At 74.2% G+C, this 25,811-nt stretch carries 20 protein-coding genes and 1 pseudogene; 10 read left to right on the plus strand and 11 right to left on the minus strand.

Translation table 11 applies throughout. The features are described from left to right. The first annotated feature begins 152 nt into the window (after nucleotides 1–152). Together OHA37_RS34605 and OHA37_RS34610 are read left to right on the plus strand one after the other, a co-directional pair. Nucleotides 153–1,442: an ATP-binding protein gene (locus OHA37_RS34605; RefSeq protein ID WP_266911286.1), complete on the plus strand. Its 1,290-nt coding sequence runs from the start codon at nucleotides 153–155 to the stop codon at nucleotides 1,440–1,442. Nucleotides 1,443–1,791: 349 nt separating this feature from the next. Then, nucleotides 1,792–2,130 (plus strand): DUF6191 domain-containing protein, encoded by a 339-nt coding sequence (locus OHA37_RS34610; RefSeq protein ID WP_266911288.1) that lies wholly within the window; start codon nucleotides 1,792–1,794, stop codon nucleotides 2,128–2,130. On the opposite strand, the gene OHA37_RS34615 is transcribed toward OHA37_RS34610, so the two are convergent. The 5 genes from OHA37_RS34615 to OHA37_RS34635 all read right to left on the minus strand — a co-directional run bounded on the left by OHA37_RS34615 (nucleotide 2,108) and on the right by OHA37_RS34635 (nucleotide 7,440). Then, entirely contained in the window at nucleotides 2,108–2,797 is a 690-nt protein-coding gene (locus tag OHA37_RS34615) for a hypothetical protein (RefSeq protein WP_266911290.1), read from the minus strand. The two genes, OHA37_RS34610 and OHA37_RS34615, sit on opposite strands and share 23 nt — an antisense overlap. Continuing rightward, a complete protein-coding gene (locus OHA37_RS34620; RefSeq protein WP_266911292.1) occupies nucleotides 2,794–4,428 on the minus strand; it encodes a serine/threonine-protein kinase in 1,635 nt (544 codons plus the stop codon). The genes OHA37_RS34615 and OHA37_RS34620 overlap by 4 nt, the downstream gene beginning before the upstream one ends. Before the next feature lie 113 nt (nucleotides 4,429–4,541). Next, nucleotides 4,542–5,798 (minus strand): Tm-1-like ATP-binding domain-containing protein, encoded by a 1,257-nt coding sequence (locus OHA37_RS34625; RefSeq protein ID WP_266911294.1) that lies wholly within the window; start codon nucleotides 5,796–5,798, stop codon nucleotides 4,542–4,544. 43 nt (nucleotides 5,799–5,841) lie between these two features. Further along, complete coding sequence (locus tag OHA37_RS34630; protein ID WP_266911296.1) at nucleotides 5,842–6,333, minus strand: NUDIX domain-containing protein; 492 nt, start codon at nucleotides 6,331–6,333, stop codon at nucleotides 5,842–5,844. A 30-nt stretch (nucleotides 6,334–6,363) separates the two neighbouring features. Next, nucleotides 6,364–7,440: a cation diffusion facilitator family transporter gene (locus OHA37_RS34635; protein ID WP_266911298.1), complete on the minus strand. Its 1,077-nt coding sequence runs from the start codon at nucleotides 7,438–7,440 to the stop codon at nucleotides 6,364–6,366. A 204-nt stretch (nucleotides 7,441–7,644) separates the two neighbouring features. On the opposite strand from OHA37_RS34635, the gene OHA37_RS34640 reads away from it, so the two are divergent. The 4 genes from OHA37_RS34640 (at nucleotide 7,645) to OHA37_RS34655 (ending at nucleotide 12,486) form a co-directional block, all read left to right on the plus strand. After that, nucleotides 7,645–9,993 carry an ABC transporter ATP-binding protein/permease gene (locus OHA37_RS34640; protein WP_266911300.1) on the plus strand — a complete coding sequence of 783 codons (2,349 nt, stop codon included), beginning with the start codon at nucleotides 7,645–7,647 and terminating at the stop codon, nucleotides 9,991–9,993. A gap of 5 nt (nucleotides 9,994–9,998) precedes the next feature. After that, entirely contained in the window at nucleotides 9,999–10,625 is a 627-nt protein-coding gene (locus OHA37_RS34645; RefSeq protein WP_266911302.1) for a hypothetical protein, read from the plus strand. Continuing rightward, nucleotides 10,625–11,611 carry a serine/threonine-protein kinase gene (locus OHA37_RS34650; protein WP_266911304.1) on the plus strand — a complete coding sequence of 329 codons (987 nt, stop codon included), beginning with the start codon at nucleotides 10,625–10,627 and terminating at the stop codon, nucleotides 11,609–11,611. Before OHA37_RS34645 ends, OHA37_RS34650 begins: the two co-directional genes overlap by 1 nt. Nucleotides 11,612–11,697: 86 nt before the next feature. Continuing rightward, nucleotides 11,698–12,486, plus strand: coding sequence for an alpha/beta fold hydrolase (locus tag OHA37_RS34655; protein WP_266911306.1), 789 nt, complete (start codon nucleotides 11,698–11,700; stop codon nucleotides 12,484–12,486). A gap of 90 nt (nucleotides 12,487–12,576) precedes the next feature. Here OHA37_RS34655 and OHA37_RS34660 read toward each other — a convergent pair whose 3' ends face one another. Both OHA37_RS34660 and OHA37_RS34665 read right to left on the minus strand, forming a co-directional pair. After that, nucleotides 12,577–12,966, minus strand: coding sequence for a hypothetical protein (locus tag OHA37_RS34660; RefSeq protein WP_266911308.1), 390 nt, complete (start codon nucleotides 12,964–12,966; stop codon nucleotides 12,577–12,579). 160 nt (nucleotides 12,967–13,126) lie between these two features. Further along, a complete protein-coding gene (locus tag OHA37_RS34665) occupies nucleotides 13,127–14,446 on the minus strand; it encodes a streptophobe family protein (protein WP_266911310.1) in 1,320 nt (439 codons plus the stop codon). A gap of 92 nt (nucleotides 14,447–14,538) precedes the next feature. On the opposite strand from OHA37_RS34665, the pseudogene OHA37_RS34670 reads away from it, so the two are divergent. Then, nucleotides 14,539–15,597 (plus strand): annotated as a pseudogene (locus tag OHA37_RS34670) (DUF6777 domain-containing protein); the annotation flags it as partial. A 23-nt stretch (nucleotides 15,598–15,620) separates the two neighbouring features. Here the strand turns inward: OHA37_RS34670 and OHA37_RS40870 are convergent. The 3 genes from OHA37_RS40870 to OHA37_RS34680 form a co-directional block, all read right to left on the minus strand. Continuing rightward, nucleotides 15,621–16,412 carry a hypothetical protein gene (locus tag OHA37_RS40870; RefSeq protein ID WP_443046359.1) on the minus strand — a complete coding sequence of 264 codons (792 nt, stop codon included), beginning with the start codon at nucleotides 16,410–16,412 and terminating at the stop codon, nucleotides 15,621–15,623. Nucleotides 16,413–16,513: 101 nt separating this feature from the next. Beyond that, nucleotides 16,514–17,449, minus strand: coding sequence for a C40 family peptidase (locus OHA37_RS34675; protein WP_266911312.1), 936 nt, complete (start codon nucleotides 17,447–17,449; stop codon nucleotides 16,514–16,516). A gap of 29 nt (nucleotides 17,450–17,478) precedes the next feature. Next, nucleotides 17,479–18,807 (minus strand): SPFH domain-containing protein, encoded by a 1,329-nt coding sequence (locus OHA37_RS34680; RefSeq protein WP_323182387.1) that lies wholly within the window; start codon nucleotides 18,805–18,807, stop codon nucleotides 17,479–17,481. Between the two features lie 407 nt (nucleotides 18,808–19,214). Between OHA37_RS34680 and OHA37_RS34685 the strand changes: the two genes are divergently transcribed. After that, nucleotides 19,215–21,383 carry a SpoIIE family protein phosphatase gene (locus OHA37_RS34685; protein ID WP_266911314.1) on the plus strand — a complete coding sequence of 723 codons (2,169 nt, stop codon included), beginning with the start codon at nucleotides 19,215–19,217 and terminating at the stop codon, nucleotides 21,381–21,383. A gap of 69 nt (nucleotides 21,384–21,452) precedes the next feature. Here OHA37_RS34685 and OHA37_RS34690 read toward each other — a convergent pair whose 3' ends face one another. Beyond that, nucleotides 21,453–22,217, minus strand: a complete 765-nt coding sequence (locus OHA37_RS34690; RefSeq protein WP_266911316.1) for a DUF4328 domain-containing protein — start codon at nucleotides 22,215–22,217, stop codon at nucleotides 21,453–21,455. A gap of 228 nt (nucleotides 22,218–22,445) precedes the next feature. On the opposite strand from OHA37_RS34690, the gene OHA37_RS34695 reads away from it, so the two are divergent. Both OHA37_RS34695 and OHA37_RS34700 read left to right on the plus strand, forming a co-directional pair. Next, entirely contained in the window at nucleotides 22,446–25,283 is a 2,838-nt protein-coding gene (locus OHA37_RS34695) for a phosphodiester glycosidase family protein (protein ID WP_266911318.1), read from the plus strand. A gap of 55 nt (nucleotides 25,284–25,338) precedes the next feature. Next, nucleotides 25,339–25,755 carry a VOC family protein gene (locus OHA37_RS34700; protein WP_266911320.1) on the plus strand — a complete coding sequence of 139 codons (417 nt, stop codon included), beginning with the start codon at nucleotides 25,339–25,341 and terminating at the stop codon, nucleotides 25,753–25,755. Nucleotides 25,756–25,811 lie beyond the last annotated feature (56 nt).

A 25,811-nucleotide genomic window follows, 5' to 3' on the forward strand; every position in this document is an offset into this window, starting at 1 on the left:
CCAGTCTATGGACGATACGGAGGGTTCCCGGACCGGGTGTTGTGCACGACGGAGCGTGATCAACGGGCCCGTCCGCCCCTAGCCTCGCGGCAGCAAGGTGCGCAACCGGCACGCGGCAGGCACGCAGGAGCACGAACGAGGGGCGGTACCCGGTGAACTGGCTGATCCACGACTACCGCGAGAGCGATCTCGCGGCCGTTGTCCATCTGATCGACACCACGGCCGAACTCGGCCAGGAGTCGGTCTTCTCACTCGCCGAATGCATCAGCGCCCTCACCGACCGGCAGCCCTGCGTGGTCGCCGTCCACCAGGGCGTCCCCATCGGCGCCGCCCTCGCCTGCGTCACCGGCGAACGCGCCTGGGTCATGCGCATCGCCATCGCCGCCGGCTGGCGCGGCCGCGGCCTGGCCAGCGCGCTGCTCGTGGAGCTGGAGCGGCGGCTCATCGCCGCCCGCGTCGGGCGCATCGCGTACGTCCTGCCCGAGGAGGACCTGCTCGGCGAGGGCCTGCTCAACGCCGGCTACACCCGCCAGCCCGCCGTCGCCTACTTCGAGAAGACCGAGCCCCTGCACGGCCCGGCCGCCGGCCTCCTGGACGACCTCGGCGGCCGCTTCCTGCCGAACGACCTGTGGACCAAGGTCGCCGGCATGGAGACGGAGAAGGACCTCATCGAGCGCCGCGTGGTGCTGCCGCTCGCCGAGCCCGAGCGGGCCGCCGCGCACGGGGTGCGCCCGCCGCGCGCCATCACCCTCTTCGGCCCGCCCGGTACCGGCAAGACCACCTTCGCCCGGGCCATCGCCTCCCGCCTCGGCTGGCCCTTCGTGGAACTGCTGCCCTCCCGCCTCGCCGACGAGGGGAACCTCGCGGCGGCGCTGCGCGACGCGTTCGCCCGCATCGCCGAGCTGGAACGGGTGCTCGTCTTCATCGACGAGGTCGAGGAGATCGCGCCCGTGCGCACCGAACCGGCCCAGCCCGGCGGGATCCACGGGGTGACCAACGAACTGCTCAAGCTGATACCCGGCTTCCGCGAGGGCGACGAACGGCTGCTGGTCTGCGCGACGAACTCCATCCGCTCCCTCGACCCGGCCTTCCTGCGCCCCGGCCGCTTCGACTACCTGATCCCGATCGGCACCCCGGACGCGGGCGCGCGCGCCGCGATCTGGGCCCGGTACACGGCGGGCCGTCCCGATGTGGACGTGGCGGCGCTGGTCGAGGCGAGCGAGCTGTTCACCCCGGCCGACATCGAGCACGCGGCAAGGATCGCGGCGCAGGTGTCCTTCGAGCGGGACCTGGAGGCGGTGGGCGCGCGCGGCGCGGCGGCGGCCCAACTGGGCGCGAGCACGCAGGACTACCTGGCGGCGGTGGCGCAGTGCCGGCCGACGGTGACCCCGGCGATGACGGGGGAGTTCGCGGCGGACATCACCGCGCACGCCCGCTTCTGAGGAAGAAGCGCTCCGAGCTGCCCGCCACGGACGGGCAGGCAAGACGGCCCGCAGCCACTCCCCAAAGCGGCTGCGGGCCTCCCGCGCGGACTTGGCATCCGTGCGGGACGGCCACGTTCCGTTGGGGTGTATCGCCGGCTGGAACGTGGCAGCAAGGGTGCCGTGAGGGCCATCCCTGATGCCCTCGCCAACACATTCGAGTCAACCAGGGGCGGGGGTGGCGGCGCCTCGGCCGCACGGCCACGATCGCCCCGCCGGAAGGACCGGGTTGAGGGGCCGGGCCGCCGGCCGAAAGGAGGACGGAGCAGGGACCTGGGCCGGGGCCGAGGGCCGGGGTTAGGGTCGGGCCATGGCCTTCGTCGTCTTCATGACCCTTCCGGGGCTGGCGCTGCTGCTCACCGCCGTCGCCTTCCTCGACCTCGTGCTGGAGCGCGCGGGCCGCGCCGGTGTACTGCCCTGGCGGTGGAACGGCCGCCAGGGGCAGATGTCCGCGACCGGCTTCGAGCAACTGCACGCGAGCTTCTCGCCGGGCAAGCAGAACGAGCTCAAGGAGCGGCAGAGCGCCCTGGTCATGCGCGACGACGAGGAGGACGGCGCCCCGCCCCGGTCCCGTGTCGACCTCGACGGCGGGCTCGCGGTGATCCGCATGCCCGCTGCCTCCCCCGCTACGGGCGGCAGCGGTACGTGAACTCCGCCGCGGCCGTGTGCCGTACGGGCGAGACGAGTTCGAGCTCGGCCTTCGCGGGGTAGGTGCCCGCGCCCTGGAAGGTCCACAGCAGGTGCAGGCGGGCCTCCTTGCGGCCGCTCGGCACGCGTTCGGTGAGCTGCTCGGAGCGGGTGCCGTCACTGCGCAGCCAGCGGTACGTGAGGGTCCCCGGCCGCCCGTTGGTCTGCACGACCGCCACCACGTCGGCGGTGCCGTCGCAGCCCGGACCCTTGGCATCGGTGGTGACCGCCACGTCCCGGACCTCCAGGGCCGGGCCGTAGCGCTGCCAGCCCAGGTAGCACAGGACCCCGATCAGGACCACGGCGGCCAGGGTGTAGCGCCGCCATTCGCCTGGCCGGCGGCGTGTGCGGGGTACCGGGGCGACCGGGAACGGCAGCGGGAGGGCGGCCGTCACCCCCGGTCCGAAGCGCAGCACGGACCCCTCGACGCGGTCCGGCACGGCACCCACCGGCACGTCGAACCGTGCGGTCGCGTCGGTGCCTGCGGTCGCGCCCGTGCGTTCGGTCGCGCCGGCGCCGTCGAGCCGCTCGGTCCGCTCGGTGCCCTGGGGCGGTCCGGTGATCCAGTGGCTGCCGAGCACGGTGGCGCTGTAGTCGTCGTCGCCCTGCGGGGCGTGCGGCCCGGTCATTGGGGCGCCACCGTGCAGCGCGGGATCTGGACGGTCGCGTACGCGTACCGCTTGGGGGCGGCGGGCTCGGTGGAGGCGCGCACCGTCAGGTAGCAGCCGCTGCGCCGCGTGAAGCTGTGCTGCTGCGACAGCGAGGTCAGAGAACCGGCGGGCGCGGTGACCCGGTCGGTGCCGTCCGCGACGGCGAGGTCGTTCGGCGCGTCGCCGAGGAACCACTCGAAGAGCACGGTGACGGGCCCGCCTTTGGCGTCGAGGCTCACGGTCGCTTCACCGACCGTGGGCGAGGCTTTGAGGGTGACGGACACCGAGGACACGATCACGCTCGGGCTCGGGCTCGGCGTGACCGTGGGCGTGGGTGTCGGGGATGTGGTGGGGGTCGGCGTCGGGGACGGCGGGCCGCTGTACGTGGGCGTGGCGGACGCGGACGCGGACGCGGACCCGGACACCGACGCGGACGGCGACGGCGTCGTACCGGTCGGACTCGCCGACGGGCTCGGGCCGGTGCTCCGGCTCGGCGAGGCCGACGGCGTCGGGAACGGGCTGCTGCCGGGGGCGGGCGCCGAAGCGCTCGACGTGGCGAAGGCGTTCAGCGCCTTCGCGCCGCCCGGCTCCGAGCCCACCGCCTGGTAGCCGAGTACGGCCACCAGCCCGAGCACGAGCGCGGCCCCCGCCGCGAGCAGACCCCGCCCGCCCGGGCTCCAGGGCGGGCGCGGCGGCAGGACCGTCGTGGCCAGTGCGGTGACGCCCTGGGCCGGGGCGGCCGCGGAGGGGAACAGCAGGGGCAGCAGGGCCGCCATCGCGGCCAGCTTGCGCTGTCCGCGCTCCTCCCACTGGGGCCCGTACGCCGCCAGGGCCACCGCCTCCAGCTCCGCGACGAACGCCTCGGCGTTCGCGGGCCGTTGTTCGGGAGCCTTCGCCAGTCCCCGCCGGATCAGCGGGCGCACCGGCTCGGGCGCCTCGGTCTCCGGGACCGGCGCCTCGATGTGCTGGACGGCGAGCTCGGCGAAGTTCTGCCCGTCGTACGGCTTGCGGCCCGTCAGGCATTCGAGGAAGGTCGCCGTCGCCGCGTACACGTCGGCCTCGGGCGAGGCGGGCCGGCCCTGCCACTGCTCGGGGGCCATGTAGGCGGGGGTGCCCGCCGCCCCGGGCGTGGTGCCCAGGGGGGTGGCGATGCCGAAGTCCACCAGCTTGGAGGTCCCGTTGGCCGCGACCAGGACGTTCGCCGGCTTGTAGTCCCGGTGGACCACACCGGCCCGGTGCGCGTCGGCCAGCCCCAGCAAGGAGCCCTTCAGCAGCACCAGCGCCGCCTCCGGTCCGGTCCGCCCGCACTGCTTGAGGAGGGCGTTCAGCGGGATGCCGTCCACGAGCTCCATGACGATCGCGGCGCCGCCGGGCGCCTCGACGTACTCGTACAGCCCCACCACGTACGGGGAGCGCAGGGCGCCGAGCAGCTGGGCCTCCGCCCGGAACTCCCGGACGAAGACCGGGTTCTCCAGCATCCGGTCGTTCAGGTACTTCACCGCGACGGCCGTGCCGGTGACCTCGTGGACCGCGAGGACCACGCGGCCGCTGGCACCCGAACCGAGCTCGCGGACCTGCGAGTAACCGGGAACCGACCACACGCCGTTCATGCCTTCCCCCTTGCCGTGGCGTGACCGCGCCCCGGAGCCGCTCCTTCCAGGGGACCGGCCATCACCTGGGACACAATTCCGCCACGGCCGGTTCCCTGTCGGGGGAGCCCGGATCAGGCCGCAGCGGCCCGCGCTCCGATCATGGAGTGCAGCCGGTCGGCCGCCGCCCGCCCGAAAGCCGGATCGTTGATGTGGGTGTCGTAGTCGTGGATCCGCGCGGCGCTTCCCCGCAGGCCTTCGCGCAGCGCCGAGAACAGCGCTCCGTCGGCGTCGGGGTCATGGTAGGGCCCGCCGGGAGCGCCGAGCGTGGACAGTCCGCGCAACGGTACGCAGACGGCCGTGGGGCCGGTGGCCGCACGGAGTTTGGCGGCGACCCGGCGGCCGAGCTCGGCGCACTCGGCCCCGGTCGTACGGATCACCGTGATCGAGGGGTTGTGGACGCGGACCCGGCGGTAGCGGACCCGTTCGGGCAGGCTCTCCATCGGGCCGAACTTCACCATGTCCAGCGCCCCCAGGCTCACCACCTGCGGGATCCCGGCCCGCCCGGCGGCGCTGAGCCGGTCGGGCCCGGCGGTCAGGATGCCGCCGCACAGGTCGTCGGCGAGCTCGCTGAGGGTGAGGTCGAGGACCCCGGCGAAGATCCCCTGGCCGGCCAGGGTCTCCAGGGTCCGGCCGCCGGTTCCGCTGACGTGGAAGACCAGTACCTCGTAGCCCAGTTCGGTCAGGCGTTCGCGGGCCGCGTCCACGCCGATCGTGGTCACGCCCGCCATGCTCGCCGCGATCAGCGGCCGCGGCCCCGAGCCCAGCAGGGCCGGCCGGCGCAGTTCCAGGGCGGAGCGCGCGTAGGCCTCGGCCATCCCGGCGACGGCCGCGACGGCATTGGCCATGACCGGAGCGGAGACGCTGTTGATCCCCGCGATGTCCACGACGCTGTACATCATGGTGATGTCCGCGGATCCGACGTACGGGGCCACGTCCCCGGACGCCATCGAGGAGACCATCACCTTCGGAACGCCGAGCGGCAGTGCGCGCATCGCCCGGGTGGCGATGGAGGTCCCGCCGCTGCCGCCTATCGCGAGCACTCCGTGCAGCCGGCCCTCGGCGTGCAGGCGTAAGAGGGTCGCTTCCGCGCCCCGGGCCATCGTGGTGACGGCCGCACCCCGGTCGGCGGCCGCGCGCAGTTCGGACAGTTCCGTTCCCGCGGCCCGCGCCACCGCTTCGCGCGGTACGTCGGCGGGCACGCGGGGCTCGTTCATGATTCCTGTGTCGACCGTGATCACTTCGACGCCGGCGCGCAGCAGCCTCTCGCGCAGCCAGCCGTACTCCACACCCTTGGTGTCCAGGGTTCCCACCAGCACGACGTTCGTCATACGTGCAATGTCCATGCAGGTGGGGTTTGTTGGCAAGTAAAGGTCAGGTCAACCCTGGTTGACCGTCGTTCCCCAGCAGCTCCAACAGCCGTTCCAGGAAGGGAATCTGAGACACCACCAGCTTGGTCCTGGCCACCGGGGGAGCGAACCACTCCACCCGGTCCAGCTCGGGGAACTCCGCCGTCCGCCCCGATTTCGGCGGCCACTCCATGGTGAAGGTGCCGGGCACCGCGAGGGCCGGATCCAGGTCCGCCCGTACCGCCCAGATCGTCACCAGCTTCCCGCCGATCATCCGCACCTCGCCCAGCGGCAGGTACGGACCCTCCGGCGGAGGCAGCCCGACCTCCTCCTCGAACTCCCGGCGGGCCGCGTCGCGCGGGGTCTCCTCGGGGCCGTACTCACCCTTCGGGATCGCCCAGGCGCCCGCGTCCCGGCGCTCCCAGAGCGGGCCGCCCATGTGGCCGAGCAGGATCTCCACCCCGGCCCCGGGGTGCTGGCGGAACAGGAGGAGCCCGGCGCTGCGCTTCGCGGTCATGGCCCCATCCCTACCCCGTCCGGGCGCACCTCAGTGATCGTGCGGGCCCTGGCGGTGGACCGGGCCGTGGGCGTCCGCGCAGTGCGCGTCGGGCCGGTCCTCGCCGGGGCGCCCCACGGTGAGCAGGGAGTCCTGGGCGTGGTCCACCTGGAGGGTGGTGTGCGTGATCCCGTACTCCTTCGCCAGCAGGGCCTCCAGGTCCCGGCGCACGGCGTGGCAGTCGCCCTCCGGGGCCACCAGCACGTGCGCGGAGAGCGCGGCCTGCCCGGAGGTGATGGTCCAGATGTGCAGGTCGTGGACCTCGGTGACCGGGGGCTGCCCGACCAGGCGGTCGCCGACCGTGTCCGGGTCCACGTGGGCCGGAGCGGCCTCCAGCAGGATCCGGCCGGACTCGCGGACCAGTCCGTAGCCCGCCTTGACCATCAGGACGACCACGACGAGCGAGGCGATCGAGTCGGCCTGCCGGAAGCCGGTGGTGAGCACGATCAGACCGGCGACGGCGGTGCCGATGAAGGCGAACAGGTCGTTGAGGATGTGCTGGTAGGCGCCCTCCACCGCGAGCGAGGTGCGGTTCGCCTTCGAGATGCACCAGGCCGCCACGATGTTGACGACGATCCCGGCCAGCGCCGTCACCAGCACCAGCCCGCCCTCCACGGGCGGCGGATCGAGCAGCCGCCGTACGGCTTCGTACGCAAGCCAGACCGCCAGCAGCAGCAGGGTGAGGCCGTTGGCCTGGGCGGAAAGTATCTCCGCCCGCTTGAGGCCGTACGTGAATCCACCGCGCGCCGGCCGGGCGGCCAGCCGCATCGCGATCAGCGCCAGGACGATCGAGACGGCGTCCGTCAGCATGTGCGCGGCGTCGGAGATCAGGGCCAGGGAGTGCGCCAGGACGCCGATGACCACCTCGATGGCCATGAAGCCAGCGATCAGGCCGAGGGCGATGCCGAGCCAGCGGCGGTCCGCGTCGGCGGCGACACCGTGGCTGTGGCCCGCGTGACCGTGACCGGGCCCCTCGTGGCCGCCGTGGCCGCGGTGGTCTTCGGGGCCCTCGTGGCCGGCCGTGCCGACGGTGTAGCGGTCGTGCTGCGCGTGGTCGTGCGCGCTCATGGTGTCCCCCGTGAGTCGTGGCGCGTGGCGTGCGCGCGGATGGCGCTCCCGTACGCGTCGGACGAAATTCCGTACGCGTCGTCTGAAGTGAAGCGCACCTCAAGGCGATGGGCAAAGGCTGCAACGGGGACCGTTGTCATTACCCATAACGCCCGCCTGACCTGCGGTTATGCCGGGCTCGCCGGATCGTGGGAAAATCGGCCCATGGCCCAGCGCCCCGGTGTGCCGACCGCGCCAGAGCTCCTCCTGGAAACGGACAGGGGCTCCACCGCGATGAGCCCGCGCCGGACGTACCACGTCGGCCGGGACCCCCTCTGCGAGATCTGCCTCGACGACGCCCGCGTCTCCTGGCACCACGCGGTGCTGCGTCCGGACGGCGACCACTGGACGCTGGAGGACGAGGACAGCACCAACGGAACCTGGGTCGACGGCTACCGCGTCCGCGAGTGGGCGGTCGGCGTCGGCAGCGAACTGCGCTTCGGCAGCGCTGCCGACGGACCGCGCGTCCGCTTCGCCGAACCGGCCGTCGTCTCCCGCCCCGCCTCGGTCTCCCGCCCCGACATGACCAGCACCTTCAGGCAGCCGACCTCGGTGCGCCCGCTGGCCGACCGGGCCGCCGTCCGCATCGGCCGAGCCCCCGACAACGACCTCGTCGTCAACGACCTCGTCGTCTCCCGCCACCACGCCGAACTGCGCGTCCGCCCCGACGGCAGGTACGAGATCGCCGACCTCGGCAGCCACAACGGCACCTACCTCAACGGTGCGCGCCTCGCCGGAGCGGCCGCCATCGGGGAGGGCGACATCGTCGGCGTCGGCCACTCCGCCTTCTGCCTGGTCGGCGACCAGCTGCAGGAGTACGTGGACACCGGCGAGGTCTCCCTCGACGTCCAGAACCTCGGCGTGGCCGTCGACCACGGCCGCAAGACCCTCCTCGACGGCGTCTCCTTCCCCGTCGGCGCCACCACCCTGCTCGCGGTGGTGGGCCCCAGCGGCGCCGGCAAGTCCACCCTGCTCGGCGCACTGACCGGCCTGCGCCCCGCCGACCAGGGCACCGTCCTCTACGACGGCCGCGACCTCTACCGGGACTACGCCGAACTGCGCAGCCGCATCGGCCTCGTCCCGCAGGACGACATCCTGCACGCCCAGCTCACCGTGCGCCGCGCCCTCGTCTACGCCGCCGAGCTGCGCTTCCCGCAGGACACCGCCAAGGCCGAACGCGAGGCCCGGGTCGACGAGGTGATCGGCGAACTCGGCCTCCAGCAGCGCGCCGACCAGCCCATCCACAGCCTCTCCGGCGGCCAGCGCAAACGGGTCTCCGTCGCCCTGGAACTGCTGACCAAGCCCTCCCTGCTCTTCCTGGACGAGCCCACCTCCGGGCTCGACCCGGGCATGGACCGCTCGGTGATGAACATGCTGCGCGGCCTCGCCGACGACGGCCGCACCGTCATCGTCGTCACCCACAGCGTCCTCAACCTGAGCGTCTGCGACCGCCTCCTCGTCCTCGCGCCCGGCGGCCGCATCGCCTACTACGGGCCCCCGGACGAGGCGCTCGGCTTCTTCGGCTTCGACCAGTGGCCCGAGGCCTTCGAAGCCTTCGAGAACGAGCGCGAGCGCGACTGGGCCGGGGAGCACCGGGCCTCACCGCTGTACCGCCGCTACGTCGAGGTCGCCGGCGGGGTCCCGCTCGCGGGGGCCGCCGACCGGGCCGCGGGCGTCCCGCCGAAGCCACCGCCCAAGGCACAGAGCTGGGGTTCGCAGCTCTCCACCCTGATCCGCCGCTACGCCGCCGTGCTCAGCGCCGACCGCACCTTCCTGATCATCATGGTCGCCCTGCCCTTCGTCATGGGCGCCATGGCCCGCGCCCTGGCCGGCAGCGAACTCACCGCGGAGACGGCGCTCAACGCCCTGTTCATCCTGTGCGTCGGCGGAGTCCTGACCGGAGCCGCCAACGCCGTTCGCGAACTGGTCAAGGAACGCGTCATCTACCAGCGCGAACGCGCCGTGGGGCTCTCCCGGTCCGCCTACCTGATGTCCAAGGTGGTGGTCCTCGGCGCCGTCACCATCGGCCAGGCGGTGGTCCTCACCCTCGTCGGCCTCGCCGGAGTCAAGACCAACGCCCCCGATGGCAAGGGCCTCTTCCTGCCCCCGCTCATCGAGATCACCCTCGTCGTCGCCATGCTGTCCGTCACCGCCATGGTGCTCGGACTGCTGATCTCCGCCCTGGTGTCCAAGGAAGAGGTCACCATGCCGCTGCTGGTCCTGCTCACCATCGTGCAGGTCGTCTTCTGCGGCTCCCTGCTGAAACTCACCGGGGTCCTCGTCATCGAACAGTTCGCCTGGTTCGTACCGGCCCGCTGGGCCATGGGCGCGATGTCGGCCACCATCGACCTCGGCGCCATCGTGCCCGGCAAGATCACCCAGGACCCGCTCTTCGACCACAAGCCCCGCCTGTGGCTCATCGAGGTGGGGATGCTGGCAGCCCTGGCCGTGCTGTTCGGCGTGCTGACGGGCCGGGTGCTGCGCCGCCACGAGCCGACCATCATGCGGAAGTAGCCGCGATGACCAGCCCCGGCCAAGCCGCGGACTTCCGGCCCACCCACATCGTCCCGCAGGACGGCCTCCCCGCGTGGGAGACCCCGGACCTGTCCCGGCCGACCGTGCCGCTCGACGCCTTCCTCCCCGTACGGCTGCTGTCCCGGCGCGGGGAATGGGGGGAGATCCTGTGCGCCAACGGGTGGTCCGCCTGGGTGGACGGACGCCTGCTCCTCGCCGTGCCGCAGCCCCCGCCGACCGGCGGGCGCCCGCTGACGCGCGTCGAGGACCCGCAGCCGCTGCTCACCCGCTGCGCCGAGGAGCTGGAACGCTACCGGCGGGCCGTCGCCGACCTCGCGGCCGGGCGGACCGACCCCGAATCCTTCCGGCGCTCCCTGCGGGGACTGCGCGTCGGCGTCGTCGTCGACGGGGAGTCCGTGTGGCTCTACGACGAGACGGCGGGACGGTGGATGTACGGGGACGGGAGCCGCCTGGCCACCTACGCGGTCGTCGCGGGACCCGGTGCCCCGCCCGCGCCCCAGGCGCCGCCGTCGGAAGCCGACACCGAGGGCGGTGGCGACGTACGAGATGTTCCGCATGTTCCGCACGAACCCACGAAGATCGTGGACTTGCCCGGGCCGGAGGCGGGCTGATGGGCTCCGATGCGGCGGCGGAGCCGTTCCGCGGGCGGGAGTCCGACCTGCGGGGGCGGCGGATCGCCGGGTACGTGGTGGAGGCCGAGATCGGGCGCGGCGGGATGGCGGTCGTCTACCGGGCGCACGACGTACGGCTGGACCGGACGGTCGCGCTGAAACTGCTCGCGCCCGAACTCGCGCGCAACGACGTCTTCCGGCAGCGGTTCGCGCACGAGTCGAAGGTGGCGGCGGCCATCGACCACCCGCACATCGTGCCCGTCTTCGAGGCGGGGGAGACCGACGGGATGCTGTACATCGCCATGCGCTTCGTGCCCGGCCAGGACCTGCGGGCCATGCTCGACCGGACGGGCTCGCTGCCCGTGGAGGCGGCGGCCCGGATCTCCGGCCAGGTCGCCTCGGCGCTGGACGCGGCGCACGCCCACGACCTGGTGCACCGGGACGTGAAGCCCGGCAACATCCTGGTCGCGGGCGGCACCGACAGCGAGCACCCCGAGCACGTCTACCTGACCGACTTCGGGCTGACGAAGAAGTCGCTGTCGCTGACCGGGTTCACGAGCGTCGGGCAGTTCGTCGGCACCCTGGACTACGTGGCGCCCGAGCAGATCGCCGGGAAACCGGTCGACGGCCGGTGCGACGTCTACAGCCTGGGGTGCGTGGTCTACGAGATGCTGGCCGGTGGCCCGCCGTTCCAGCGCGACGACGACATGGCGCTGCTCTGGGCCCACCAGTACGATCCGCCGCCCGCGGTGTCCTCCCGGCGGGAGGGCCTGCCGGCGGGGGTGGACGAGGTGCTGGCGCGGGCCCTCGCGAAGGCGCCGGAGGACCGGTGGGGGAGCTGCCTGGAGTTCACCGGGGCGCTGCGGCGGGCGGGCGCGGGGGAGGGCGGGGGCCCGGGCGTCGCGGCGTTCGTCCACGCGCCGGCCCGGGTGGCCTCCGACGGGCCGCCGCCACCGCCGCCCCGGTGGGCCCTGCCGGTGTTCTAGGGGGGTGTCCCGCCCCCAGTCTCCCGTGGTGATCAAGGCGGTGATCCGGCCGCGACACCACCCGCAGCCGCGCCTACGCTGGTGTCATGGCAACGGTGCAGGTCGGCGGGGTGGAGGTCGCCTACGCGCGCGTGGGTCACGGTCCGCCCCTGGTTCTCGTGCACGGAGCAGGCGCGGACGGCCGTATGTGGCAGCCGCAACTCGCTGATCTGGAAGATGAGTTCACCGTGGTGGCCTGGGACGAGCCGGGCGCGGGGCGTTCCTCCGATCTGCCGGCGGATTTCGGCCTGGTGGACTTCGCGCACTGCCTCGCCGCCGTGATCGAGGCGCTGCGGCTCGGCCCGGCGCACGTGGCCGGGCTCTCCTGGGGCGGGACGGTCGCGCTGGAGCTGTATCGCCACCGTCCGGAGCTGGTCAGGACGCTGATCCTGGCCGACACCTACGCCGGGTGGAAGGGCTCGCTGCCGCCGGAGGAGGTGGCCGCCCGGGTCGAGGGGGCCAAGCGGATGCTCGCCGCGCCCGGGGAGCGGTTCGATCCGACACTGCCGGGGCTGTTCGCCGGTGACCCTCCCTCCGCGTTCGTGCCGTTGCTCGACGCGATGGCCGACGACGTGCGGCCGCGGACCATGGGAGCGGAGCTGTCCATGATGGCCGAGGCCGACGAGCGCGACCTGCTGCCCGCGATCACGGTGCCGACCCTGCTCCTCTGGGGCGAGCTCGATGTGCGGTCACCCTTGAGCGTCGCCCGTGCGTTCCGGGCCGCGATCGCGCACAGCGAGCTCGTGGTGCTCCCGGGCGTGGGGCACGTCAGCAACCTCGAGGCACCGGAGCGGTTCAACCACGCCGTCCGGCGGTTCTGCCGCGCCCACGCGTGATCGGGTCGAGACCCCTCGGCACGCTCGGCCCAGGGCCTGTCGTCAAACTCCCGTCTGCCTCGGGCGGCGACGGGAGTTTGACGACGGGCCCTAGTCCTCGTGGTCGGGAACGGGCGTGCACACGACGTGGGCCGTGACCTCGGCGTGAGCGGCCGAGGCGTACCAGCCCTTGCGGCCGTCCGCGTCGACGACGGGGTGGGAGGCCAGGACGGTGTGCCGGAGCGTGCCGTCGCGGCCGTGGTCCCAGTGGGTCGTGGAGTACCCGCCCGACTGCACGGCCGTGCCGCGCGGACAGAACACCCTGCTGACGGAGACCGCCTGGGCGGAGCCGTCCTTGCGGCCGGTGTCGCCGGAGAGGTGGCGGGCGCCGGGGCCGGTCGCCTGGGTGGGGAGGGCGGTGGAGAGGGTCAGGGCGAGCGCGGAGAGGGCGATCAGGCCAGCGGCGTGAAGCGGCCGGAACAGGCCTTTGGTCATGTTCACGGAGACCAGCGTGTCATGCGGAAACGATCCCCCGATGAGCCGATTTGCGACTGTTCACTCGAACGGCGCAACAGGTCGGCTGGGGCGGGTGGGGTGGGAGGGACGGCTGAGATGCTCGGGGTGGCCGGGATGGCCCGGGTGGCCGGGATGGGCCGCCGGGTCAATGGGCGGCGGGTGCTGCGGGGTCTACGGGTGCTGCGGGGTCTCCGGCGGTCCGGCGGTCGGGTCCGCCCCGGCGGCGGGGAAACAGGGCGCCGAGGAAGCCCGCCACCGCGCCCGCGAGGAAGGCGAGGCCGACCGTACGCCAGAGCAGGGGGCGCAGCTCCAGGTTGCCGCTGAGGTCGTCGACGTCGCCGAGGCCCAGCAGGGAGAGGCCGAACTGGGCCTGGATCCGGGCCAGCAGGCAGACCACCAGGGTGGCCAGGGCCAGGGCGACGGCCAGGTGGAGGGCGTGCTGCCAGGGGCGGACGTGCGCGGGCGAGCGGGCGGCGGCCAGCGCCCCGGCGCCGAGCAGGAGGACGACGGCCAGCACCACCAGCCACCAGGCCCGGGAGTCCCGCTCCGCGAGCGAGGCCACGTCGATGGTGGACAGCTCCGAGGCGGAGCCGGAGCCCTGGCCGGTGGCGCGCAGCACCTCGTCCAGGACCTGCGGTACGGGCAGCCCGAACGGGCCCTCGGCCTTGCCCTCCCACGCCCCGCCGAAGCCGAGCGTGAGGGCGGGCCAGACCAGGTTGGGCAGACCCAGCAGGATCACCGCCAGGGTGCGGTCCGCATGCCCCTGGGTCGCCGCCACCACCACGCCGGCGCCGATCCCGAGGACCACGTACGCGAGGAGCAGCGCGACCACGGCGAACGCCGCCGGCCGCACCGCCGCGTGGAAGCGGACCAGCCCCGTCGGGAGCGGTGCGCGCCGGGACACGAGCAGCGCGATCAGCAACAGGCCCAGGATCCAGAGCAGTCCGAAGCCGAGGGTGGCGGGGATCGCGGCCTCAAAGCCCACCGTCGGGCCGGCATCGAGGACTTCGCCGATGTCGCCGAGGATCGAATCGCCGGTGGAGATGGCGAAGTTCCGGCGGGCCAGCAGGGCGACGCCGGTCAGCGCCACCAGCCAGAGGAGCACCAAGGGGGCGGCGCGGGCGAGCAGTTCGCGCGCTCTCGCCACGGCCCGGTTGTGCAGGGGGCGAAGGAAGAGCCAGCCGGTGGTCAGCGCGCCGGCCAGGCTGACGGAGAGGGGGAGCAGGGACAGGCTCGCGTCGGCCCCCGCCAGGAAGCCGGCCCCGCCCGTCACGTCGACCGAGCCGCCCGCGGCCATCAGTACGACGGCGGCCACCACGTGCGGGAACGCTCCGTCGGGCAGAGATCCTGCGCCGGCGAGGGCGAGCCCCGCGGAGGCGACGATCGCCATGACCGCGAAGCCCGCCAGGACCGCCACGAGGGCGTCGCGCCAGGCTCGCGCGGCCGGTGCCGTTGTAGGGCTCACCCTGCCACCGTAGGCAGCTCCGCTTGCGGCCACCACCCGGACGGCGCACACAATGGTCGCCAGGAGTGCACCACATCCGGAGATTTCCGCTGATGACCCGCGGAAGTTCCATAACGGAACGTCCACGGAACACCGGGAGCACCGTCCGAAGGGTCCGCAGCGGAACGTCCACAGGGGACCGGAACCCCTCCGCCTGGGAAGAAGAGCCCGTGACCACTCAACCCTCCGGCCAGCAGCCGCCGTGGCCGACACAGCCGTCACAGCCGCCCTCGCAGCCGCCGTCGTCTTCGTCCGGGCGTCCCACGGGTCCGCCTTCCGGGCCCCTGTCCGGGGGCCGGGAAGGCCCCCCGCCACCCCCGCCGCCGGCCCCTCCCGGAGGATCCGGGAGCGGGGTGCCCCCCGGGCCGCCCGAGCCCCCGCACAAGCCCTGGTGGCGCTCCGTTCCCCGGCTCGCCACCACGATCGTCGCCCTCGCCGCCGCCGTGACCCTGGCCGTCGTACTGACCAGGCCCAGCGGCGGAGGCGGCGGCACCACCACCTCCGCGGGCAACGAGGTCTTCCTGCAGCCCGCGGCGGCGTCCGGGCCCGACCCCTTCACCGAGTCCACCGCCGCCAAGGAGGCCACGGCCCCGCCCGAGAGCCCGGCGCCTGCGACGACGGGTCCGACGACGGGGACGAAGCCCGAGTCGAAGGCCCCGTCGGCCACGGGAACCACGGCCACCCGCAGCGTCAGCGGAGCCTCGCCCGAGCTGTACGGGGGCACGGCCAACGTGGCCAGCTGCGACGTCGAGAAGCAGATCCGGGTGCTCTCGGCGCAGCCCGGCAAGAACGCCGCCTTCGCCTCCTCGCTCGGCATCCAGCCGGCGACCGTGCCGACGTACCTGCGCTCCCTCACCCCGGTCCAGCTCCGGGTGGACACCCGGGTCACCAACCACGGCTACCGGGACGGCAGCCCCACCAGCTACCAGGCCGTGCTCCAGGCCGGGACCGCCGTGCTCGTGGACGACCGCGGGGTGCCGCGAGTGCGCTGCGCCTGCGGAAACCCGCTCGGGCCGCCGGTGGCGCTGAAGGCCAACCCGAAGCGGTTCGGGCAGCCCTGGACCTCGTACCAGCCCGCGCGGGTCGTGGTCATCGCGCCGTCCGTGACCATCGTGAACAACTTCGTGATCTACGACTACCAGGACCGCCGCTGGTTCGAGCGCGACCGGGGTGACCACCACGGCCGGCACGACAGGCCGATCCCGCCGCCGGTGATCCCGACGCCGATCTTCACCACTCCGCCGCCGTCGCCGACGTTCACGTCGCCGTCGCCGACGTTCACCTCCCCGTCTCCGACGTCGCCGTCCCCGACGTCACCGTCCCCGACGGTGTCGCCGTCCGACTCTCCGTCGAAGTCCCCGTCCGAGTCGCCTTCGGAGTCTCCGTCGGAGTCGGAGTCGGTGTCGCCTTCGGAGTCGGTCTCGGAGTCCGCGTCCGAGTCGCCCTCGGAGTCCGCGTCGGAGTCCCCGTCCGAGTCCCCGTCGGAGTCGCCTTCGGAGTCCGTGTCGGCGTCGGTGACCGGGTCGGAGTCCGCCTCGGAGTCCCCGTCCGAGTCCCCGTCCGCGTCGGTGTCCGAGTCGGCCTCCACCTCACCGTCCGCGGACCGGCGGGTGACCTCGCCGACGCCGTCCGCGTCGCCCTCGAAGAGCGCTGTGGTTCCGTCGCCCTCGCGGAGCTCGTCGGAACCACTGCCTCCGGCCCCGCCCAAGATCTCCTCGGTGGCGCCGGAGCCCGAACCTCCGGTGACTCCGGTGGCTCCGGTGCGGCCTGAGCCGCCGAAGCCGACGCCCCCGCCGCTGGTCTCGCCGCCCCCGCCCCCGCCGCCCCCGCCGGTGACCTCCGTGCGGCCCCAGCTTCCGCCGCCCTCGCCCTCGCCGGTCGAGCCCGGATCCGGTGGCGACGCGGGCCAGGACGGAGGTACGGACAACGGCGGTGGTGGCCAGTAGGGTCCCCGCCCGGAACGAAGACCTCCCCGAGGGCCGACGGCCCTCGGGGAGGTCTGCTACCGCCGTCGTGCAGGGGCGGCCGTTAGCGGACGCGCCCGTACAGGTTCGGGTTGTACGCGCTGAAGCTGGAGACGCGGACCTGCTTGCCCGGGCGGGGGGCCTCGATGTACTTGCCGCCGCCGAGGTAGATGGCCACGTGATGGATGCCGGAGGTCCTGCCGTTCGAGGTCCAGAACACGAGGTCGCCGCGGCGCAGTTCGGAGCGGGAGATCGGGGTGGTGGCCCGGTACTGGTCGGAGGCCACGCGGGGGAGGGTGATGCCCGCGGAGCGGTACGCGGCCTGGACCAGGCCCGAGCAGTCCCAGCCGCGGGGGCCGTTGCCGCCCCAGACGTACGGGTCGCCGAGGTGGCTGTTGGCGAAGGAGATGGCGCCTTCCGTGCCCTGCCGGACGGGGGCGCCGGAGGAGCCCGAGGAACCGGAGGAGCCCGAGGAACCGGACGAGCCGGATGAGCCGGAGGAAGAGCCGGATCCGGATCCGGAGCCGCCGGCGAAGCGCTCGTACTTGGCCTTGTGCTGGGTCCAGCGCCACCAGCCGGTGCCGTCCTTGTACCAGTACACGCGGTCCGTCGCGTCCCAGCCCGCGCGGCCGCGGAAGGTCGGCTCGGAGGTGCGTACGGAGGAGGACGAGGAAGAGGGAGAGGAGGTGCCGGCGGAAGAGGAACGGCCGCTGTTCGCCACGTACTTGCTGTAGTGCTGGGTCCAGCGCCACCAGCCGGTCGTGTCCTTGTACCAGTACTTCGAGCCGTCCCAGCCGGCGTGCGCCGGGGCCGGTTCGGCGGACGCGGTGCCCACTCCGGTGCCCATCAGCAGCGTGGCGCCGACGGCCGCGACCACGGCGCCGCGCAGGGTGCAGCGACGGCGGCGGGCCGCGGCGGCCGTCATGGCCGTCGTGCCGCGCGCGCAGCCGGTGCAGTCACAGCTGTCGGGTATCTCTTCGGTGAACTCGGGCGTGCGCATGCATGGTTCCTTATCCATCGGGGGTGTTTTCAACGGGCGTCGGCGGCAGGGCCGCGCGCCGTGTAGAAGGCCACGGTCAAGTCCTTGACCAGGGCCTTGCGTTCGTAGTCGTCCAGGCTCACGAGCCCGCGGTCCGACATCCGGTGAACGGTGTCGTCCACGGCGTCGAGCACGGAGGTGAGGACGGAGTCCCGGTGCCGGGCGTCGATCGAGGCGACCCGGCGGCGCTGCATCGCGGCGGCGACCTCGGGGGCGTACTCGACGTGCAGCGGCCGGGCGGAGAAGACTTCGATGCCGACGGCCTTGCACTCGGCGGCGAGCAGCCGGGTCAGTTCGTCGCCGACGGCCTCGGTGTCGCGCAGGGTTTGCGGCCCGGCCGGTTCCGGGCCGAAGGAGTCGGCGGGCATCCGGGAGAGCACCCGGGCGGTCGCGGACTCCACCTGCCCGCTCAGGTACGCGGCGTGGTCGTCGACCGCGAGCAGCGCGCGGGCGGTGTCCCTGACCCGCCAGACGACGAGGACCACGGACCGCAGCGCGGTGCCCTCGGAGTCGACGACGCAGAGCGGCTCGCTGCGCCAGTGGCGCAGCCGCACGTCGACGCGGGTGTGCCGGGGCAGCGGGTTGGACCAGATGAGGCCGGTACGCCGGATCGTGCCGCGGTAGCGGCCGAAGAGGGTCAGCGACCAGGCCCGGCCGGCGCGGCCGCGCCGCAGTCCGCAGAGCGCGGCGAGCGTGAGGAGCGCGCAGCACACGACGACGGCCAGGGGCCAGACCTCGGCGGGGGAGGTGGAGGGGCGGAGCTCCTCGAACCGCGCGAGGGCGGCGGCGCCGGCCGTGGCCAGAGCGGCGGTGAGCAGCGCCCACCAGCCGGAACAGGCCCGCGCGGGGTGTTCGGTGAGCTCGGGGTCGAGCACGGCGGGGAGGGTCCGCGGGGTGTTCGGCGCCGCCATCACCGGTCGGGCGGGCCGGGGTATCGCCGCATGCACGGCGGCCTGGCCGAGGGTGTCGGGCTCGGCGGTGCCGTGGCTTCCGCGGGGGCGGCCGGGGGTCCCGTCGCCGCCGGGCGAGCCGGGTCCGTGGGGCCGGCCCGGACCGCCGGGTCCGCCGCGGGCGCCGGAGTTATCGGGGCGGACGGCGGTCGTGGCGGGGGCTCCGGCCTGTTCCTCGTCGCGGAAGAGCGGGCCGAGGACGAGCGGATCCCGGTAGGGCCGCACCACCAGACTCCCGCGCCCGGTGCGGGCTCCGAGGGAGCCGTCGCCACCGGAGCCGGAGGCTTCGGCCAGGGGGGACGCGAGCGGCGCGGATATTCGGCCCGGGGTCTGCGCCCCTTCCTCCGGCCTCTCCGTCCCGCCTTCCACCACTCCTTCCGCCCCTCCCTTCGGTGCTCCCGCCGGTTCTCCGGTCGTCTTCGGCGCTTGCGACAAGCCACACCCCACACAGCCGTGGGCGCCAACGACCCCGTTCCGGGGGGTTCCTGACGCCAGCAAAGATGATCACGAACGGATCGATCTTCGCGAAATCGTACAAGTCGCCTATTCGGTGAAAGTCACGACAGGCCGAGACTTTGGTCCTTTTTCGCCCTGATATTCGACGTCCTGGGCGCTCGCTAGCGCACAAGGGGTCCGGCGCCCCCGTGGACACGCCGGACCGGGCCTGCGCGTACCGCGAACCCGCGCCCTGCCCGTGCGTCCCCGCGCCTCTCCGCACCGCCCCGGCACGCTCCCGCAGACCGGCGCGCACCGTCGAAGAGTGAGACCCTGAAGGTGTGGCCGAAAGGGGAGTGACCCCCCAGGTCGAGTGGCCTGCCCGGACGGACACGAGCCTCGCGCTCAACCACATGGGCACCTTCGACTGGGACCTCGACAGCGGGCAGATGTTTCTGGACACCACCGCCCTCGAGGTCCTCGACCTGCGCCCCGAGGAGTTCACGGGCGCCCCGGCCGGACTGCGGATGCGCCTGGCGCCCGGCGAGGAGGCCCGGCTCGACGCGAGGGTCGCGCAGGCGCTGAAGGCCGGCCGCAGTCACTACGGGGCCTACGTGCGCAGCCGCGACCGGGACGGAGCCCCGGGCTGGACCCATGTCCAGGGCCGCATCCTGCGCGACCCGCACGGGCGCCCGTACCGGATCATCGGGATCATCCGCGACGCCGTCCACGACCCCGGCGAGCCCGGCGCGGCCGGTGAGCGCGACGAGGGCCGGCGCCGCATGACCGGGGTCGTCGAGCGGACCACGGCGATCCTGGCGCACGCCCGCACCGTCAACGACGTCACCGACGTCCTCAAGGACCCCGAGGCGCTCGGCCACCTCGGCGCGGTCAGCGTCATGCTCGGCGTCGTCGACGGCGGCCGGATCCACCTGGTCGCGGAGGGGCAGCTCGACGCGTACGTACCGGAGACCGAGTACACGCGGATCGACGCGCCGCTGCCGCTGAGCGAGGCCGTACGGACGATGCGGCCGGTGTTCATCGGCTCCCGCGAGGAGTTCCAGCAGCGCTACCCGGACCTGTGGCCGTACATCGAGCCGCTGTCCGTCCACAGTGGCGTCTACCTGCCCCTGATCGCGCAGGGCCGTCCCGTAGGCGCGCTCGGGCTGCTCTACACGCGCGAGGGCGACTTCAACGCCGAGGAGCGCAACGTACTGATGGCGCTGGGCAGCGGCATCGCGCAGAGCCTCCAGCGCGCCATCCTCTTCGAGCAGGAGCACGACCTCGCCGAGGGCCTCCAGAAGGCCATGCTGCCGCGCCGGATCCCGGAGGTGGCGGGGGCGCTGATCGCCGTACGGTACCGGGCCGCCCGGATGGGGCGGGACATCGGCGGCGACTGGTACGACGTGGTCCCGCTCGGCGAGGGCCGCGTCGGCGTGATGATCGGCGACGTGGAGGGCCACGACACGGACGCCGCCGCCGTCATGGGCCAGCTGCGCATCGCGCTGCGCGCGTACATCGCCGAGGGCCACACCCCCGGCGCGGCCATGGCGCGGGCTTCGGCCTTCCTGCGGGACCTGGAGACGGAACGCTTCGCCACCTGCACGTACGCCGAGATCGACCTCACCAGCGGCATGGCCCGGCTGGTCCGTGCAGGGCACCTCGACCCCGTGGTGCGGCGCGGCGACGGCAGCTGCCACCGGGTACAGGTGGCGGGCGGGCTGCCGCTGGGCCTCCCGGCGCGCGAGCCGGGAGCGGGCGGCGCGGGTGCCTCCGGCGGTCCGGATGCCTTCGCCGCCGCCGCCGGTACGGGTACGGGATACCCGGTCACCAGCCTCGAACTGCACCCCGGGGACACCCTGCTGCTGTGCACGGACGGTCTGACCGAACGGCACGGCGGGGACGGCGACACGGGTCTGCGCGAAGTCATGGAGGCGGTCCGGGACGGGCCGGCGGACGTGGAGGAACTCGCCGACGTGCTGTGCGACCTGGTCGGGGACTCGGGCGGCGGGGACGACATGGCCCTGCTCCTGCTGCGCCGCCGCGGCACCCCGCTCCCGCGCGGCAGCGGCCCGCTGCGCCACCGGCTCACCCCGGGGGACCCGGACGCCCCGGCGATGGCCCGGCACCTGATCCGGGCGGCCGCCGCCGCGTGGGGTGCGTGGGACGTGGCGGACGAGATCGAGCTGGCGGCGGACGAGCTGATGACCAACGCGCTGGTCCACACGGACGGAGTCGGCGGGGTCAGCATGCGGCTGACCCCGGAGGGCCGGATCCGGATCGAGGTGGAGGACACCAGCAGCGCCCTGCCGCAGCGCCGGGAGGCCGATGACTGGGCGGTTTCGGGGCGCGGGCTGCTGCTGGTGGACCGGCTCGCGGATGCCTGGGGCGTGGAGCCCCGGGGTGGCGGGAAGTGCGTGTGGTGCGAGTTCGCCGTACCGGCGCCCACCGGCTCGGCCCCCGCCGGCTCGCCTGCCGATCCCCCGTCCCCGGAGCCCGGCGCGGTGTAGGTGCGCCGGGCTCCGGGGGCTCGGCGGGGTTTCGCGGGCCGGTGCCGGTGAACCCTTCCGGCCACAGCACTAGGGGGCGGCGTAGGTGGCCTGCGCCTGGGCCGCCTTGGCGATCTGCATGGCCGTCAGCCCGCGCACGAAGCGGATCGCGAGGACGGAGGCCGCGAGCAGCACCACGCCGTACCCGGCGGCGACGGTGGCGGCGGTGGCGAGCCCGTCCGCGTCGGTGGCACGGCCGTGGAGGGTGTCGTAGGCGCGGTTGGCCAACAGCGCCGTGATCCACACGAGCCACCAGCTGGTGACGGGCGCGGTCGAGACGGGGCGGTGGGCGCCGTCCGGCCCGCGCAGGAGGCTGGCGGCCCAGATCTCCTTGGCCATCTTGTACGGGATGCGGAGGAAGGCGAAGGGGACGAACCAGCCGCCGATGGCCCAGGCCGGGGACCGGGTGACCGCGTCCCGGCCGAGGATCAGGGCGTTGTGGTGGACCCGGTGGAACCAGCTGACGAAGAGGACCGCCGTGGTGATCAGCAGGGGGATCTCCACGAGGCCCGCCAGCGCCATCAAGGTGTCCGGCAGGGTGCCCGCGTCCGCGGTTCCCGCGCCCGGGTAGCTCCCGGCGCGCAGGGCCGAGCCGAGGTACAGGCCGGTTCCGGTCAGGAGCAGGGCATACAGGACGAAGAGGGCGAGCAGGACGGTCGTTGCCGTCGCGAGCCCACCGGGCGGGCGCAGCCGGGCGAGGGGCTCCGGGGGAGCCGCCTGCGGGGAGGGCACCCGGGGCGGAGTCCGCTGGTCGGGGTCGACGGGCGGCGGCGAGCCGGTCGCACTGAAGGACATGAAGAGGTACCCCCGGGAACAGGTGACATGCGGAGAAGGCCCGCCGGCCCGCCGCCATGTGGTCACGGTCGAAGCTATGGCCGGGCCAAGATCTCAGACCGCACCTTTGAACGGCTTGGATGGCGTGGACGGCCCCCCCCGGGGTGGGTGCGGGCGAATGGCTGATACTCACCGGACTCGCGCTGTGTTCATGTACTCATATGCATGGAGCTGGATGATCCTGCGTGGATGTCCACCCTGCGCCCGCTGTTGCCCGTCATGCTGCCGGCCCTGCTCACCGCGCTGCTCGTGGCCCCGGCGTCCCCACGGGCCCACGCCTCGGGTAGCGCCTCCGGGAGCGGCAAGCGCGAGGGGATCGAGACGGCCCGCACCGCCCGGCAGATCGCCCCCGGGGTACGGCTGGAGTCGTACGACCGGCTCGAAGCCGACCGGTGGCTGCGCATCGACGAACTCGACGTCCACTTGGCGGGTACGAGTACGAGTACGAGCACGGGGGCGAGCAAAGGCACGGGCCCGGGCACGGGTACGAGTGCCGGCGTGCGGGCGGAGTACCTCGGCGGCCGGGGCCTCGCCACCGTCACGGACTCCGCCGCCCGTCACCCCGCCGGGCCGGGCCGCCGTGTGGTCGCCGCCGTGAACGGGGACTTCTTCGACATCCGGGGTACGGGCGCCCCGCTCGGCCCCGGCATCGGCGCCGGCCGGCTGCTGCACGCGGCCTCGCCCGGCGCCGGAGCGGCCGTCGGCTTCGGCGCCGACGGGCCGGGCCGGGTGCTCCGCCTCGCCCTCGACGGGAGCGTCACCCTGCCGGGCGGCCGGGTCCGCCCGCTCGCCGGTTTCAACACCGCGCGGCCGCCCGCCGAGGGCTTCGCCGCGTACACCGCCGACTGGCCGGCGGACGGACTCCCCGTGTCCGGACCGGCGGTGGAACTGCGCGACGGCCGGGTCACGGCCGTGCGCGCGGCGGTACGGGGGCCCGCGCGCCGGGAGCGTCCCGCACCCGGGACCACCGTGCTGGTCGCGGCCGGCCCGGCCGCGCCGGAACTCGCCGCGCTGCGCCCCGGGGACGCGGTCGCAGTGGCGGCCCGGCCGGTGGCGGCCGGGGGCGGGCCGCTCCCGGCGAGCGCGGTCGGCGGCCGGGAGGCCCTCGTGGTGGCCGGGGTCCCGCAGAACCACGAGGGCGAGCCGAACAACGCGGCCGCGCCGCGCACCGCCGTCGGCTTCTCCCGCGACGGCCGCCGGGCCCGCCTGGTCACCGTCGACGGCCGGCAGCGCGACAGCGGAGGGATCACCCTGACGGCCCTCGGCCGGCTGATGCACCGGCTCGGCGCCCACGAGGCCCTCAACCTGGACGGCGGCGGCTCCTCGACCCTGCTCGCCGCGCTGTCCGGGGAGACGGCCCTGACCGTGGAGAACTCCCCGTCCGACGGCCGCCGGCGCCCGGTCCCCAACGGCCTGGTCCTGACCGTCCCGGCGGGCTCCGGCCGCGCCGCCGGCTACCGGATCGAGCCCGTCGGCGGCGCCGCGCGCGCCTTCCCCGGCCTCACCCGGACCCTCAGCGCCACCCCCTACGACACACGCCTCGGCCCGGTGACCGCCCGGGAGACGGCTCCGGGGTGGTCCCTCCCCGGGGGCGGGGGCCGGATCGACTCCGCCGGGGTGCTGCGTGCGTCGGCCCCGGGCCCGGTGGAGGCACGTGCGGAGCTGGGAGCGGCGCGCGGTGCGCTCCGCGTCGAGGTCCTCGGGGCGGTGGCCCGGGTCCGGGCCGTGCCGGAGCGGATCGGGCTCGCGGAGGAGGGGGAGAAGGCGCGTTTCGTCTTGACCGGGTACGACGCGCAGGGCGCCGCCGCCGTCATCGAACCCCGGGACGTACAGCTGGATTTCGACCGGTCCCGGTGGAGCGTCGCCGACGACGGGCGCGGCGGCTTCACGGTGACCGCCCTGGTCGCGGGCGCGGCCGGGCCGTTGCGGGCCACGGTGCGCGGTGCCTCCGTGGCCGCGGCCGAACTGGCCCTCGGGGTGGGGCTGTCCGACCGGCCGCTCGCGGATCTGGAGGACGCGGCCCGCTGGACCGGTACCGGCGCCGCGCCCGCGGCGGGCCGCCCCGGCCGGGGGCTCGCCCTGGCGCCGCCCACCGGGGGAGGGACCGCCGTCGCGACCCCGCCCCGGCCGCTGCGGATCCCCGAACTGGCGCGGTCGCTGTCCCTCTGGGTGCACGGCGACGGCTCCGGGGCCCGGCCCGCGGTGGAACTCGCCGACGGTGACGGGGCCGCCGCCGTCCTGCGCGGGCCCGCCGCGGACTGGACCGGCTGGCGGCAGATCAGCCTGCCGCTCCCGGCGATGGCGGAGCGCCCGTTCACCGTGACCCGGCTCTCGGCCACCGCCCCGGCGGCCACCCGCGCCGAGCCCGTTGCCGGAGCCCCGGCCAGGGGCACTGCTCCCGCCAAGCCCGCCGCCGCCCCGCGGCTGCTGCTGGACACCCTGGCGGCGCGGACGCCGCCGACCGGGGTCGTCGGTGCGGCCGGTTCCCCGGACCCGATCGTGGCCACGGCGGCCCGGGTGAACGCCCGGCCCTGGCGGTTCGCGATCACCGCCACCGCCACCGCAGCCCGGCAGGCCGCGACCTCCGCCGGGACCCCGGCCGTCGACTTCGTGCTGACCGGCACCGGCCGCCCCGCCTTCGTGCACCGGGGCGTACGGTTCCTGCCGCTCGGCTCCACGCGCCCCACCCTGGCCGGCGGCGGGCTGGACCGGATCACGGCCCTGCGCGCGGCCCTCGCGGAGGCCGCCCGGGAGTCGGGCACGGGTGCGCTGGCCGTCGTAGAGCCGTACGCGCCGAAGGCCGTCGACCGCAAGGAGGCCGCCCTGCGGGTGCGCCTCCTGTCGGAGTTCCGCCGGGCCACCGGCAAACGGGCCGTGGTCATCACCATCGGCGCGCCCCGCTTCGCGGCCGGCCGCAGCGAGGGCGTGCTCCACGTCGCGGCTCCGCGCACCGGCCGCACGGTGATCGGCGCCGACGCCTTCGCGGCGGGCGACTGGCTCTCCGTACTACCGGCGGGCAGCCGGTGAAAGCGGTCAGGAACGGAGAAGCACCGGCCGCCCACCCGGCCGTAGCGTGAAACCCATGGACATCAACCTTTCGCAGTGCTTCATCGCCGTCGACGACCACGACAAGGCGATCCCCTTCTACCGGGACGTCCTCGGTCTGGAGGTCCGGAACGACGTCGGGTTCGAGGGGATGCGCTGGGTGACCCTCGGTTCCCCCGCGCAGCCCGATGTGGACATCGTCCTCGAACCGCCCGTCGCCAACCCGAACGCCTCGTCCGCCGACCGGGAGGCCATGGCGGAACTGCTGGCCAAGGGCCTGCTGCGCGGAGTCATCTTCAGCACGGACGACTGCGACGCCACCTTCGAACGCATCCGGGCCGCCGGGGGTGACGTGCTCCAGGAGCCGATCGACCAGCCGTACGGCGTCCGGGACTGCGCCTTCCGTGACCCGGCCGGCAACATGCTCCGGTTCCACCAGCCCCGCACGCGCTGAGATCCACCGCCCCTCTTACCCGGCGCCGCGCCCGCATGACACCGCCGATCGGGTAG

The organism is Streptomyces sp. NBC_00335, from assembly GCF_036127095.1.
GTDB lineage: Bacteria > Actinomycetota > Actinomycetes > Streptomycetales > Streptomycetaceae > Streptomyces.